This window comes from Dryocola sharpae (assembly GCF_051307055.1).
Taxonomy (GTDB): domain Bacteria; phylum Pseudomonadota; class Gammaproteobacteria; order Enterobacterales; family Enterobacteriaceae; genus Dryocola.
In genome coordinates this window covers 3,661,938-3,675,783 of record NZ_CP149994.1, presented here as the reverse complement: position 1 = coordinate 3,675,783, position 13,846 = coordinate 3,661,938, and the positions used below count along the sequence as shown (strand labels likewise).

At 55.8% G+C, this 13,846-nt stretch carries 11 protein-coding genes; 5 read left to right on the top strand and 6 right to left on the bottom strand.

Annotated features, from left to right (window positions below; genetic code table 11):
• Nucleotides 1-19: 19 nt before the first annotated feature.
• From rpoD to rpsU, 3 genes are all read right to left on the bottom strand, one after another.
• Nucleotides 20-1,858 (bottom strand): RNA polymerase sigma factor RpoD, encoded by a 1,839-nt coding sequence (rpoD, locus tag WLO31_RS17490; RefSeq protein ID WP_167610345.1) that lies wholly within the window; start codon nucleotides 1,856-1,858, stop codon nucleotides 20-22.
• A gap of 154 nt (nucleotides 1,859-2,012) precedes the next feature.
• Nucleotides 2,013-3,758 (bottom strand): DNA primase, encoded by a 1,746-nt coding sequence (dnaG, locus tag WLO31_RS17485; RefSeq protein ID WP_435927891.1) that lies wholly within the window; start codon nucleotides 3,756-3,758, stop codon nucleotides 2,013-2,015.
• A gap of 163 nt (nucleotides 3,759-3,921) precedes the next feature.
• Complete coding sequence (gene rpsU / locus WLO31_RS17480) at nucleotides 3,922-4,137, bottom strand: 30S ribosomal protein S21 (RefSeq protein WP_001144069.1); 216 nt, start codon at nucleotides 4,135-4,137, stop codon at nucleotides 3,922-3,924.
• A 247-nt stretch (nucleotides 4,138-4,384) separates the two neighbouring features.
• Here rpsU and tsaD point away from each other — a divergent pair, with 247 nt between their 5' ends.
• Nucleotides 4,385-5,398 carry a tRNA (adenosine(37)-N6)-threonylcarbamoyltransferase complex transferase subunit TsaD gene (gene tsaD, locus WLO31_RS17475; protein ID WP_435927890.1) on the top strand — a complete coding sequence of 338 codons (1,014 nt, stop codon included), beginning with the start codon at nucleotides 4,385-4,387 and terminating at the stop codon, nucleotides 5,396-5,398.
• A 32-nt stretch (nucleotides 5,399-5,430) separates the two neighbouring features.
• Here the strand turns inward: tsaD and plsY are convergent, their stop codons facing one another.
• Nucleotides 5,431-6,048 (bottom strand): glycerol-3-phosphate 1-O-acyltransferase PlsY, encoded by a 618-nt coding sequence (gene plsY / locus WLO31_RS17470; protein WP_435927889.1) that lies wholly within the window; start codon nucleotides 6,046-6,048, stop codon nucleotides 5,431-5,433.
• A gap of 107 nt (nucleotides 6,049-6,155) precedes the next feature.
• On the opposite strand from plsY, the gene folB reads away from it, so the two are divergent.
• Together folB and bacA are read left to right on the top strand one after the other, a co-directional pair.
• Nucleotides 6,156-6,524 (top strand): bifunctional dihydroneopterin aldolase/7,8-dihydroneopterin epimerase, encoded by a 369-nt coding sequence (gene folB, locus WLO31_RS17465; RefSeq protein WP_435927888.1) that lies wholly within the window; start codon nucleotides 6,156-6,158, stop codon nucleotides 6,522-6,524.
• 117 nt (nucleotides 6,525-6,641) lie between these two features.
• Nucleotides 6,642-7,460 (top strand): undecaprenyl-diphosphate phosphatase, encoded by an 819-nt coding sequence (gene bacA / locus WLO31_RS17460; protein WP_435927887.1) that lies wholly within the window; start codon nucleotides 6,642-6,644, stop codon nucleotides 7,458-7,460.
• A gap of 11 nt (nucleotides 7,461-7,471) precedes the next feature.
• Here the strand turns inward: bacA and WLO31_RS17455 are convergent, their stop codons facing one another.
• Nucleotides 7,472-8,713, bottom strand: a complete 1,242-nt coding sequence (locus WLO31_RS17455) for a multifunctional CCA addition/repair protein (protein WP_435927886.1) — start codon at nucleotides 8,711-8,713, stop codon at nucleotides 7,472-7,474.
• Between the two features lie 66 nt (nucleotides 8,714-8,779).
• Entirely contained in the window at nucleotides 8,780-9,400 is a 621-nt protein-coding gene (locus tag WLO31_RS17450) for a TIGR04211 family SH3 domain-containing protein (RefSeq protein WP_435927885.1), read from the bottom strand.
• A gap of 265 nt (nucleotides 9,401-9,665) precedes the next feature.
• Here WLO31_RS17450 and WLO31_RS17445 point away from each other — a divergent pair, with 265 nt between their 5' ends.
• Complete coding sequence (locus WLO31_RS17445) at nucleotides 9,666-10,964, top strand: inorganic triphosphatase (RefSeq protein WP_435930658.1); 1,299 nt, start codon at nucleotides 9,666-9,668, stop codon at nucleotides 10,962-10,964.
• 19 nt (nucleotides 10,965-10,983) lie between these two features.
• The gene (glnE, locus tag WLO31_RS17440; RefSeq protein ID WP_435930657.1) at nucleotides 10,984-13,839 is read left to right on the top strand and encodes a bifunctional [glutamate--ammonia ligase]-adenylyl-L-tyrosine phosphorylase/[glutamate--ammonia-ligase] adenylyltransferase; all 2,856 of its coding nucleotides are present in this window, start codon (nucleotides 10,984-10,986) and stop codon (nucleotides 13,837-13,839) included.
• The last annotated feature ends 7 nt before the right edge of the window (nucleotides 13,840-13,846 follow it).

Genomic DNA, 13,846 nt, shown 5'->3' with positions numbered 1-13,846 from the left:
TTTTATCAGGGCGATAAAATTAATCGTCCAGGAAGCTGCGCAGCACTTCAGAGCGGCTTGGGTGGCGCAGTTTACGCAGGGCCTTCGCTTCGATCTGACGGATACGTTCGCGGGTAACGTCGAACTGTTTACCCACTTCTTCCAGCGTGTGGTCAGTATTCATATCGATACCGAAACGCATACGTAGGACTTTCGCTTCACGCGCGGTCAGGCCAGCAAGCACGTCGTGCGTTGCAGAGCGCAGGCTTTCAGAGGTTGCGGAATCCAGCGGCAGCTCGAGGGTGGTATCCTCGATGAAATCGCCCAGATGCGAATCTTCATCGTCGCCGATCGGCGTCTCCATGGAGATTGGCTCTTTGGCAATTTTCAGCACCTTGCGGATTTTGTCTTCCGGCATCAGCATGCGTTCAGCCAGCTCTTCCGGCGTTGGCTCGCGGCCCATCTCCTGCAGCATCTGGCGCGAGATACGGTTGAGCTTGTTGATGGTCTCAATCATATGCACCGGAATACGGATGGTACGCGCCTGGTCGGCGATGGAGCGGGTGATAGCCTGACGGATCCACCAGGTCGCATAAGTTGAGAACTTATAGCCGCGGCGATATTCAAACTTATCGACGGCTTTCATCAGGCCGATGTTGCCTTCCTGAATCAAATCAAGGAACTGCAGACCACGGTTGGTATATTTCTTGGCGATAGAAATAACCAGACGCAGGTTCGCCTCCACCATCTCTTTCTTCGCACGGCGGGCTTTCGCTTCACCGATAGACATACGACGGTTGATGTCCTTAACCTGCTCAATAGTGAGGCCGGTCTCTTCTTCAATCTGCTGCAGTTTCTGCAGGCTGCGATGCACGTCTTCAGACACGTCACGCAGTTTTTCAGACCATGGCTTGTTCATTGCGATAGCCGCGTTGAACCAGGTTTCGCTGGTTTCGTTGCCGGTGAACAGCGTGATGAAGTTTTTCTTCGGCATTTTGCACAGTTCAACACACAGCTTCATGATGATACGTTCCTGAGTACGAACGCGGTCCATCATGACGCGCATGCTGTTTACCAGGTAGTCGAACTGCTTCGGCACCAGGCGGAACTGTTTGAAAACTTCAGACAGCTGCAGGATCTCAGCGGCGGAGTCAGCGTGAGCGCGGCCTTTCGCTTTGATGGTGTCGCGGGTGATTTCGTACTGGGTACGCAGCTCGCCAAATTTCTCACGCGCCAGCTCCGGATCGATGCTGTTGTCATCTTCCGCATCGTCGTCGTCCTCTTCCTCATCGTCATCATCACTGTTTTCTTCGCTGGTCAGCTCAGAACCGATGTGGGTGGCGGTAGGGGCAAGATCTTCTTCTGCGTTAGGATCAACGAAACCGGTGATCAGATCCGTCAGGCGTACTTCTTCTGCTTCAACGCGATCGTACTGTTCAAGCAGGTAAGTGATGGCTTCCGGGTATTCTGCAACGGAGCACTGAACCTGGTTGATGCCGTCTTCGATACGCTTGGCGATATCGATTTCACCCTCGCGGGTTAAGAGTTCAACGGTACCCATTTCACGCATGTACATGCGCACCGGGTCGGTGGTGCGCCCGATTTCAGACTCCACGCTGGAGAGAACCTGAGCGGCGGCTTCTTCCGCATCTTCATCCGTGTTGTTTGAGTTCTCAGCAAGCAGCAGGTCATCGGCGTCAGGTGCTTCTTCCATTACCTGAATGCCCATGTCATTGATCATTTGGATGATGTCTTCGATCTGATCGGAGTCGACGATATCTTCCGGCAGATGGTCATTGACCTCAGCATAGGTCAGATAGCCTTGCTCCTTACCACGTTGGACAAGAAGTTTAAGCTGTGACTGCGGGTTTTGCTCCATAAGACGGTATCCACACTTCAGTATTAGGGTTGTGTCGGTAGGCGTTGCCGCCAACAATAACGTAACGAGGGGCTGATTTATTTTAATGCCGCTGCCCGTCCACGCGGCGTTCGGGTGTAACCCGATCAATGTTCGGCAGTTAAGCCGCGAGTATTTATTTTTTTGCGCGTGACTCTGTTATCACGCGCACTTCTTCACGCTCCGCCGGGGTTAATCCTTCCGTTCTTGAGCGTGCCATTAATTCTTCAAACCTCAGCTCCAGCACGGAATCAAACATATGTTCGAGCGCGTCGGTGAACGTTTTTTCTGCAATGTCCTTATCAGCTATATCGTCCCAGGCTGACAGTTTTTCAAGGGTGGCGGCCTCATTCGTACCGCGATAAAGCTCTAAGAGCTGCCCTGTGGTCAGTCCTGGCTGGGCCAGACAGCTGTTGACCAGATCGATAAATAATTTCAGTCCTGGCAGCTTAGCCTGTTCCAGACCGCTCAGGGGTGGAACGGAAGGTGCCAGCTCTGGATTCTGGACCAGCAATCCTATCAGTATACGCATGGTTGTGCGTTTTAGCTGAGGAGCCGGGCGCGGCGTACCGCTTTGCACGAGCTTTGGCATTAGCTTTTCAAGCTGGCTGTCGTCCAGAATGCCGAGTTTATTGCCCAGCTCCTGGCGCAGATAAATGCGCAATGTCTCACCAGGTACCTGACTAATCAGGGGTAATGCCAGCGTGCTAAGTCGCGCACGGCCATCCGGCGAACTTAAATCAACCTGCGGCATCAGGCTGTTAAAAAGAAACGTAGAAAGCGGCTGGGCGTGTTCCATACGCGCTTCAAATGCCTCTTTTCCTTCTTTACGAACCAGCGTATCCGGGTCTTCACCGTCCGGCAGGAACATAAAGCGTAGCTGACGCCCGTCCGTCATATAAGGTAGCGCAGTTTCCAGCGCACGCCATGCGGCGTCCCGTCCGGCACGATCGCCGTCATAGCAGCAGACGACGTTATCGGTGACCCGGAACAGCAGCTGGATATGGTCGGCGGTGGTTGAGGTGCCAAGCGAGGCGACGGCGTAAGAAATGCCGTACTGCGCCAGGGCCACCACATCCATATAGCCTTCGACCACCAACAGGCGCGCAGGTTCAGGCTGGCTCTGCTGGGCTTCATACAGGCCATAAAGCTGGCGGCCTTTATGAAAAATATCGGTTTCCGGGGAGTTCAGGTACTTCGGCTGGGCGTCGCCCAGCACGCGGCCACCAAAACCAATTACCCGGCCTCGCTTGTCGCGGATGGGAAACATCACCCGTTCACGGAAGCGATCGTAACTGCGACCCTGGTCGTTGGTCACCAGCATGCCCGCGTCCGTCAGAGACTGACGATTTTCGGCGTTGCCGCCAAAACGTTTTAACGCGTTATCCCAGCCGGGAGGCGCGTAGCCGATAGCAAAATGCTTGATGACTTCTGCGCTTAACCCGCGGTTTGCCAGGTACTGACGGGCAGGCTCCGCGTTGTGTTGCGTCAGGGATTGCTGATAAAAGGCGTTCAGGCCGTCCAGCAGCTGATAAAGATTCTGTCGCTGGTGGCGCTCGATCTGGCTTGGCCCGTTACCCGCTTCGTACGGCACTTCAAGGTTGTGCATCGCCGCTAATTCTTCAACGCTTTCGACAAACTCAAGCTTGTCGTAGTTCATTAAAAAATCCAGCGCGTTGCCGTGCGCTCCGCAGCCGAAGCAGTGGTAAAACTGTTTATCACCGTTTACGGTGAAAGAGGGGGTTTTTTCGTTATGGAACGGACAGCACGCATGGTAGTTTTTGCCCTGCTTTTTGAGCTTCACGCGCGCATCGATCAGATCGATGATGTCGGTGCGAGCCAGCAAGTCATTGATGAAAACGCGTGGGATTCGTCCAGCCATAGGCCCCGTTTGACCCCGTAAGTTTGTCTGCCGGGCTAAAAGCGGCGCCAGAAACCTGTAGGGCAGGTCAGTTCATAAACGAAAATAAGCCGCGCATTCCTTTCGGAAGCACGGCCTTTACAACTACTACTTGTCTGCTTCTGAGGGCTGAACCCTCAAAAAATTAGTACAGACGAGTGCGGCGTGCGTTTTCGCGAGCCAGTTTCTTCGCGTGACGTTTCACAGCAGAAGCTTTAGCGCGTTTACGTTCGGTAGTCGGTTTTTCATAGAACTCACGACGACGAACTTCCGCCAGAACACCTGCTTTCTCACAAGAACGCTTGAAGCGACGCAGTGCTACGTCGAATGGCTCGTTTTCACGTACTTTAATTACCGGCATTAACTCTCACCTTTGATAAATTCGGTTTGCCGCTGACTGATGCGCCAGCTATTTCAAAATGGTGCGGAATTTTACTGCAACTCTTGCTGCTTTGTAAAGCACCGGACAACCAGAAACCTGGCTTTTAAGGCCGGAATCTTCCAGGGGGGCAGATTATACACCACATAAGCGCAACAGGTGAGCAAAGTTTTACAACGCAGCCCCGGCAGCATAAACTTCGCCGCAAGACTTTGAGGTAGAGAAAGCCATGCGCGTACTGGGTATAGAGACTTCCTGCGATGAAACCGGCATCGCCATTTATGACGATGAGCGGGGATTGTTAGCCAATCAATTATATAGTCAGGTGAAATTGCACGCTGACTACGGCGGCGTGGTGCCGGAGCTGGCCTCCCGCGATCACGTGCGTAAAACCGTGCCGTTGATTCAGGCCGCACTGAAAGAGGCAGGATTAACCGCTCAGGATATCGATGGCGTGGCCTATACCGCCGGTCCAGGCCTGGTTGGCGCGCTGCTGGTGGGCGCAACGGTCGGCCGCGCGCTGGCGTTTGCCTGGGATGTGCCTGCCGTACCGGTGCATCATATGGAAGGGCATTTATTAGCGCCGATGCTGGAAGATAATCCTCCGGCGTTTCCGTTTGTCGCGCTGCTGGTTTCCGGCGGCCATACCCAGCTGATTAGCGTTACCGGCATTGGTCAGTATGAGCTGCTGGGCGAATCCATTGACGATGCCGCAGGCGAAGCCTTTGATAAAACGGCTAAACTGCTTGGGCTTGATTACCCCGGCGGCCCGATGCTGTCGAAAATGGCGGCGCAGGGAACGGAAGGGCGCTTTGTTTTCCCTCGTCCGATGACCGACCGTCCCGGGCTTGATTTCAGCTTCTCCGGGCTGAAAACATTTGCCGCAAACACCATTCGCGGCAACGAAGCAGACGACCAGACCCGCGCCGATATCGCTCGCGCCTTTGAAGATGCGGTTGTCGATACGCTGATGATTAAATGCAAGCGCGCACTGGATCAGACCGATTTCAAACGCCTGGTGATGGCGGGCGGCGTAAGCGCTAACCGCACGCTGCGGGTCCGTATGGAAGCGTTGATGGCCAAACGCCGCGGCGAGGTGTTCTACGCCCGTCCGGAGTTCTGCACCGATAACGGCGCGATGATTGCCTATGCGGGCATGATTCGTCTGAAAGCGGGCACGGCCGGGGAGCTGAGCGTGACGGTGCGTCCGCGCTGGCCGCTGGCAGAATTACCTGCGGCGTAAAGATCGTTAACCGGTAAAAAGGGAGTGAGAAATCACTCCTTTTTTTCGTCTTTATTTTTGCGCAGCTTCTTCCAGATTTTGGTTTCCTGGCCGCGCCACAGGCGCTGAATATTGTCGTGATGGCGCATCAGGATCAGACAGGAGAGCATGGCGACCGGGAAGGTGAACTGCGGTTTGAACCACCAGACGTAAAACGGCGCGATAAGCGCGCTGATGATTGCGCCAAGGGAAGAATAGCCGCTAAGCAGCACGCTAAGCAGCCAGGTTCCCGCCATCACGCCGGTTAAATCGAAGCCGATAGGCGCAATGGCGCCGAACGCCGTCGCCACACCTTTCCCGCCGCGGAATTTAAAGAAAATGGGCCAGATATGGCCCAGGCAGGCGGCAATAGCAATCAGCCCGAGCCAGAACGGCGTCACGCCTAATGCATAGGCCGCCCAAACCGGCAGCATGCCTTTTAAGACGTCAAAAATGAGTACCGCTACGGCTGCGCCTTTGCCGCCAATACGTAAGACGTTTGTCGCTCCTGGGTTACCTGAACCGCTCTCTCTTGGGTCCGGGAGACCCGCGAGCCGGCAAACCAGAATGGCGCTGGAAATTGAGCCGCAAAGATACGCGAGGAGAATCATGCCAGGCGCGATTGCACTCATAACGCTGTTCCATTTTGAAAGTGTCGTTGTATTCTTCGCATCTGTGGATAATACGCATATTTCGCCGGAAGTGGTATCTGGCGCAACCAAAAAGCAGGCAGGGCGTGATGGATATTGTATTTATAGAGCAACTAACGGTAATCACCACCATCGGCGTGTACGACTGGGAACAGACCATCGATCAAAAGCTGATATTCGATATCGAAATGGCGTGGGACAACCGCGCGGCCGCCGCCAGCGACGATGTGAACGACTGTCTGAGCTATGCGGATGTCAGCGAAGCGGTTATCGCTCATGTTTCCGGCGGTCGTTTCGCGTTGGTTGAACGCGTGGCTGAAGAGGTGGCCCAGCTGCTGCTGACGCGCTTTAATTCACCCTGGGTTCGTCTGAAAGTCAGCAAGCCCGGGGCGATTGCTCAGGCGGCAAATGTCGGCGTCATCATCGAGCGTGGCAGTAATCCGAAAGCAGACAAATAAGTTCATAATTGTTAAACCAAACGGCTCTAAGCTGGTCATAGCCAGTAACCTTTTGCGGCGGTCGCATCTCGCCCGCCGTTTTTTTGTGATTTTTTTCAGGGGCATGAGGATTTATTAATGAGCGATTTTCACTCGCTGGCGACAGCCGCGATTCTCGGCGTTGTTGAGGGATTAACGGAGTTTTTACCTGTCTCATCCACCGGGCATATGATTATTGTCGGACACCTGCTGGGATTTGAAGGTGACACCGCCAAAACATTTGAAGTGGTTATTCAGCTCGGTTCGATCCTCGCTGTGGTAGTGATGTTCTGGCGTCGCCTGTTTGGCCTGATCGGCATTCACTTTGGTCATCCTCCTCATGAAGGCGCGGGCAAAGGCCGCCTGTCGTTAATTCATATTCTGTTGGGTATGGTTCCCGCCGTGGTGCTGGGGCTTATCTTCCACGACGCTATTAAGTCGCTGTTTAACCCGATTAACGTCATGTACGCCCTGGTTGTCGGCGGGGTGTTGCTGATTGCCGCTGAGCTGCTGAAACCAAAAGAGCCGCGCGCCGTTGGGGTGGACGATATGACCTATCGTCAGGCTTTCATTATCGGCTGCTTCCAGTGTCTGGCGCTCTGGCCGGGCTTCTCCCGTTCCGGCGCCACCATCTCCGGCGGCATGCTGATGGGCGTAAGCCGCTATGCCGCGTCTGAGTTTTCATTCCTGCTGGCCGTGCCGATGATGCTGGGCGCGACGGCGCTGGACGTCTATAAGAGCATCGGCTTCCTGACCATGGCCGATCTGCCGATGTTCGCCGTGGGCTTCGTCACCGCGTTTATCGTCGCCCTGATTGCCATCAAAACCTTCCTGCAGATAATCAAACGTATGTCGTTCATCCCGTTTGCTATCTACCGCTTCTTTGTGGCGGCCGCGGTTTATTTCGTCTTCATGTAAACAGCCTGCCCTCAGCTTTGCGGCTGGGGGCAGTTTTCTTCCTTCCACTTCGCAACGGCTGCAATACGACGTTCAGTCAACTCTTCCCTAATCGCCGGGCCGCTAAAACCAGCGTCAATCACTTCTTTATTGGTTACCTTCTGAGCCGCTTCCCAGGCTGCACGCAGCAGTCTTCCCTGCGGGTAATCGCTGCCTTCAAAACCGGTGCGTCCGCGCGCGTCGGCCTCGCTGGTTAATGCGATTTGCTCTACACGCCGCGGCTTACGCCAGGCGTCGATGGCATCAAATAGCTTCACCACCGTTTTCGGCTGCAGGATTGGGAAGGTGTGGATCAGATCGTGGTATTCCGCCACGAGTTTAGCCAGATCGCGAATCTCGTTCGGCACGCGCATTCTCTGGCAGATATTTTCTACCAGCTTAACGCCTGCCGGGCCGTGGCCGTGATGGCGCGGCCAGAACTCTTTCGGGGTTAATCCCTTGCCGAGGTCGTGGCAAAGCGTTGCGAAACGTATATCCACTTCAGGGCTGAGCTGGGCCGCGATGGAAAGCGTCATCAGCACGTGAATACCAGTGTCGATTTCCGGGTGCCATTTGGCCGGGGCAGGTACGCCAAACAGCGCGTCGATTTCCGGGAACAGTACGGCCAGCGCCCCGCATTTCCGTAGCACGTCGAAGTAAACCTGCGGGTTGCGGCTGGTCAGCGCATTTTCAGTCTCTTTCCAGACGCGCTCGGGCGTCAGATGCGCCAGCTCGCCGCCTTCGGCCATGTTTTGCATCAGAGTCATGGTTTCCGGGGCTATCTGGAAATTGAGATGGGCGTAACGCGCGGCAAATCGCGCCACGCGCAGCACGCGCAGGGGATCTTCATTAAATGCCGGGGAGACGTGGCGCAGCAGACGCTTTTCTATGTCGGCCAGCCCGTTGTACGGATCGACAAGCTTGCCGTCTTTGTCCTGCGCTATAGCGTTAATGGTGAGATCGCGGCGCAGTAAATCCTGTTCAAGCGTAACGTCCGGCGCGGCATAGCAGGTGAAGCCTGTATAACCCTGCCCGGCTTTACGCTCGGTGCGCGCCAGCGCGTACTCTTCGCGAGATTTCGGATGCAGGAAGACCGGGAAATCTTTCCCGACCTGCTGGAAACCAGCGTCCAGCATCTCCTGCGGAGTAGCGCCGACCACGACCCAATCTTTATCTTTGACCGGTAGTTTTAACAACCCATCGCGAACGGCGCCACCGACCAGATAAATCTTCACTCTTCACACCCCTGCATCTGCTAAAAATTACCAATAATACGTAATTGTAGGATACAGGGTGGTGAATCAATTCATCCAGCGGTCTTTCTTCTTGCGGCTTGGGATCATATGCGGCAGCAGCAGGCCAAACAGCAGGCCGACGCCTAGCACGCCGCCGCCATACATAAACCACTGCATGATAATGGCGCGCTGTTTGTCATCAAGCTGGACGTTTGCGGCATTCACTTTCTTCTGCGCAACGATTAGCTGATTTTTAAGCTGCTGATTTTCTTCTTTAAGGCCGTTTATCACGCCGTCGCTCTGGGCGACCTTTTGCTGCATTTCCGCAGTACGCTGATTCCAGGTGGTGTCGATATTGGTGAGCTTGTCCGTCAGGTCTTTAACCTGTTGTTCCAGAACGGGCACGCGGGTACGCAGGCTTGGATTGGTGCTCAGCTGCGACAGGGGGATCCAGGAGGTGCGCCCGTTGCTGTCGCGCACCTGGCCATATTTGGTTTCTTCATTACTTTGCAGAAGGGTAACTTCTTCGCCCGCGTTCACCGTACCCAGCAGGCGATAGTTATCACCCGGGCCGCTACGAACCCAGGTACTTAATTCGTCGGAGACATAACGTTTTTCATCGGCATGAGCCACAACGGTAACGCTAAGAGAGAGCAAAGTAAGGCAAATCAGGCGTAATTTCTGCATTAGTTCGTCATTATTGTCATAAAGTGTGGAACGATAGTAGTGGCATCAGTCTGACGGTGCAATCCGTAAACCTGAATGAGAATCATCCTGGTGTCGATTCCGCTACTTGTACAAGGCATTAGCCCTTTTTCAGATGTAAATCCGCTCGTCAAATTGCGCGCGATACGTGGCAATTTACGGCAAAATATTATCTACTGACCAGCAACCAGCTATTTAGTTCGCCGGGATCTTATCCCGTGTGACCGCAACCAAAAGTAAAAAGACGATGCCTCAGGAAATCGAACTCAAATTTATCGTTAATCCGGCAGCGCTGGATAACCTGCGCAACACCCTGAATTCCCTTGAAAGCGAACATAGCGCACCTCGCCAGCTGCTTAATATTTATTACGAAACGGCGGAAAACACGCTGCGTAGCCACGACATGGGGTTGCGTATTCGCGGCACGGATGGCCGCTATGAAATGACGATGAAAGTTGCCGGCCGCGTAACGGGCGGGCTTCACCAGCGTCCTGAATATAATGTCGATCTCAGCAAGCCGGAGCTCGATCTGGCGTTGCTGCCCGCTGAAGTGTGGCCGGAAGGCGTAACGCCCGCCTCATTGCAGGCCGAGCTGAAGCCGCTGTTCAGCACGGATTTCTCGCGGGAGAAGTGGGTGGTGACTCACGGTGGCAGCAAGATCGAGCTTGCTCTGGATCTGGGTGAAGTGAAAGCGGGTGAAGTCAGCGAGCCGCTGTGTGAGCTGGAGCTTGAGCTGCTTGCAGGCGAAACGGCTGTGGTGTTGGAACTGGCGCAACAGCTGGTGACGCAGCCGGGGCTGCGTCAGGGGAGCCTGAGTAAAGCCGCACGCGGCTATCACCTGGCGGCGGGCGATGCTCCTCGTGAAATCAAGCCGCTGGGCGTGCTGCACGTGGCGCCAAAAGCAACGGTTGAGCAGGGCCTGGAAGGCGCGCTGGAAATGGCGCTGGAGCACTGGCAATACCATGAAGAAATTTGGGTTCGCGGCAGCAAAGCGGCGAAAAACGCCGTGCTGAACGGCGTGGGGCTGGTTCGCCATGCGCTGGCGCTATTCGGCGGCATCGTACCGCGTAAAGCTAGCGCCCACTTACGTGAACTGCTGATGACGTATGAAGCGCTGCTGGCACAGGATCTGACTGCGGCAGAGCTGGTCTACAGCCCCGAAAGCAGCCAGGCGAAACTTGCGCTGACCGCATGGCTGGTAAACCGCCAGTGGCAAAAATTTGTCGATGAAAAAGAGCGCGTCAGGCTGGCGGGCTCTTTCAAGCGTTTCGCTGATACGCATCTCTCCCGCCACGCGGCGGAACTGCGCAATACTTTCCAGCGTCCTCTTGGCGATGCCTATGGCGATCAGCTTCCACGCCTTGCGCGCGAAACTGACTCTGTCCGCCTGTTAGCCGGCGTCTATGACGACGCGGTAACCCTGCCCTGGCTCGATAACTGGCAGGGGCTGCGTCACGCTATTACCACGCGTCAGCAGGTGGAAATCGAACACTATCGCAATGAAGCCATCTCGCAGGCGCCATTCTGGTTGCACAGCGGGAAATAACCATAGTCGGGATAAAATGATGCCGCTCTCGCGCCTTTTACAGCAGCACCTGCAGGCGGTATTACCGCGTCTGCCACAAGAGATCGATAGTTCCGGGTTAAGCGCCGGGGCGCAGGCCGTACTGACATTCAGTGATTTTGTCTGCGACAGCATGGTGGCGCACCCCGCCTGGCTGCTGGAGCTGGAGCAGCATCCTCCTGAGGCGGAAGAGTGGCAGCGCTACGCCGCCTGGCTGCAAAGTGAGCTGCAGGAGATACATGATGAGGCGGCGTTAATGAAAGCGCTGCGCCTGTTTCGTCGTCGCATCATGGTCCGTATCGCCTGGGCGCAAACGCTGCAGCAGGCGTCTACGGAAACCTCGCTACGGCAGCTGAGCGTGCTGGCGGAAACGTTGATTATCGCCGCCCGCGACTGGCTTTATGCCGCATGTTGCCGCGAATGGGGAACGCCGTGTAATCGGGATGGCGTTCCGCAGCCGCTGATGATCCTCGGCATGGGGAAACTCGGCGGCGGCGAGCTGAATTTTTCCTCCGACATCGACCTGATTTTCGCCTGGCCTGAAAATGGCTCGACCCGGGGCGGACGGCGTGAATTAGATAACGCGCAGTTCTTCACGCGTCTGGGACAGAAACTTATCAAAGTGCTCGACCAGCCTACGCAGGACGGATTTGTCTACCGCGTGGATATGCGTCTGCGCCCGTTTGGCGACAGCGGCCCGCTGGTGCTGAGCTTTGCGGCGCTGGAAGATTACTATCAGGAGCAGGGGCGCGACTGGGAACGCTACGCGATGGTCAAGGCGCGGATTATGGGCGACACAGACGACGCGTGGAGCCAGGAGCTGCGCAATATGCTGCGTCCGTTCGTCTTCCGCCGCTACATTGATTTCAGCGTTATTCAGTCGCTGCGCAACATGAAAGGCATGATCGCCCGTGAAGTGCGCCGCCGCGGTCTGAAGGACAATATCAAACTTGGCGCCGGCGGCATTCGCGAAACCGAGTTTATCGTGCAGGTCTTCCAGCTTATTCGCGGCGGACGCGAGCCGTCGCTCCAGTCCCGCTCGCTGCTGCCCACTCTTGAGGCTATCGAGCAGTTACATCTGCTGCCGGAAGGCAATGCCCCGCGATTGCGCGAAGCCTATATCTATCTGCGTCGTCTTGAGAACCTGCTGCAAAGCATCAACGATGAACAGACCCAGACGCTGCCCGGCGACGAGCTTAACCGCGCCCGTCTTGCCTGGGCGATGACGGAAAGTAGCTGGGAGGCGCTGCAACAAAGGTTGCAGGCGCATATGGATGAGGTGCGTCAGGTTTTCAACGACTTAATCGGTGACGATGAACCGGAAGCGGGCGAGGATAAAATCGCCGAAGCCTGGCGTGAGCTGTGGCAGGACGCGCTGGACGCCGATGACGCCACCGCTGTGCTCAGCCATTTAACACAGGAAGCGCGGAGCGAGGTGCTAAGGTTGGTCGGCGAGTTCCGCCAGGATACGGATAAACGCACCATCGGTCCGCGAGGCCGCCAGGTGCTGGATCAGCTAATGCCGCGGCTGCTGAGCGAGGCCTGCTCACGCAGCGATGCTCCGCTGCCGCTATCGCGCCTGCTTTCGCTGCTGCTGGGCATCGTGACCCGTACAACCTATCTCGAACTGCTGACGGAATATTCGGGCGCGCTTAAGCATCTGATCACGCTGTGTGCCGCCTCGCCAATGATAGCGGGGCAGCTGGCGCGTTATCCGCTGCTGCTCGACGAGCTGCTTGATCCGAACACGCTCTATCAGCCAACGGCGACAGATGCTTATAAAGACGAGCTGCGCCAGTATCTTCTGCGTGTTCCGGATGATGACGAAGAGCAGCAGCTTGAAGCGTTGCGCCAGTTTAAACAGGCTCAGCTTTTGCGCGTGGCTGCGGCCGATATCACCGGAACGCTGCCGGTCATGAAAGTCAGCGATCACCTGACGTGGCTTGCCGAGGCGATTATCGATGCGGTAGTCCAGCAGGCGTGGGCGCAAATGGTGGCGCGCTTCGGCCAGCCAAAACATCTGCGCGAGCGGGAAGGGCGCGGGTTTGCGGTCATCGGCTACGGCAAGCTTGGCGGCTGGGAGCTTGGCTACAGTTCCGATCTCGATTTGGTTTTCCTGCACGATTGCCCGGCGGATGTCATGACCGACGGCGAGCGCGAAATCGACGGACGCCAGTTTTATCTCCGCCTGGCCCAGCGCATTATCCACTTATTCAGCACCCGCACCTCGTCCGGTATTCTGTATGAAGTGGATGCCCGCCTTCGTCCATCCGGCGCGGCAGGTATGCTCGTCACAACGGCTGCGGCCTTTGCTGACTATCAGCAAAATGAGGCCTGGACATGGGAGCATCAGGCTCTGGTTCGTGCCCGTATCGTTTACGGCGATCCGCTTCTGAACCGCGAGTTTGACGCCATCCGCCGTGAAATTTTGTCCCGTCCGCGCGAAGCTGAAAAGCTACAAACAGAAGTGCGTGAAATGCGCGAAAAAATGCGCGCCCATCTGGGGGATAAACACCGTGGGCGCTTTGATATTAAAGCGGATTACGGCGGGATCACCGATATTGAATTTATCACGCAGTATCTGGTTTTGCGTTATGCGGCGCAGGCGCCAAAGTTAACGCGCTGGTCCGATAACGTGCGCATTCTGGAATTGATGGCGCAAAACGACATTATGAGTGATGACGAAGCGCAGGCGCTGACCCATGCTTACGTCACGTTGCGCGATGAATTACACCATCTGGCGTTGCAGGAACTACCGGGTAATGTGGCGCCCGATGCATTTGCCGCCGAGCGCGAACAGGTTGAACGCAGCTGGCGAACATGGCTGGGCGAGGCGCAAACGCGCGAGCAGGAGTAATTGTGAT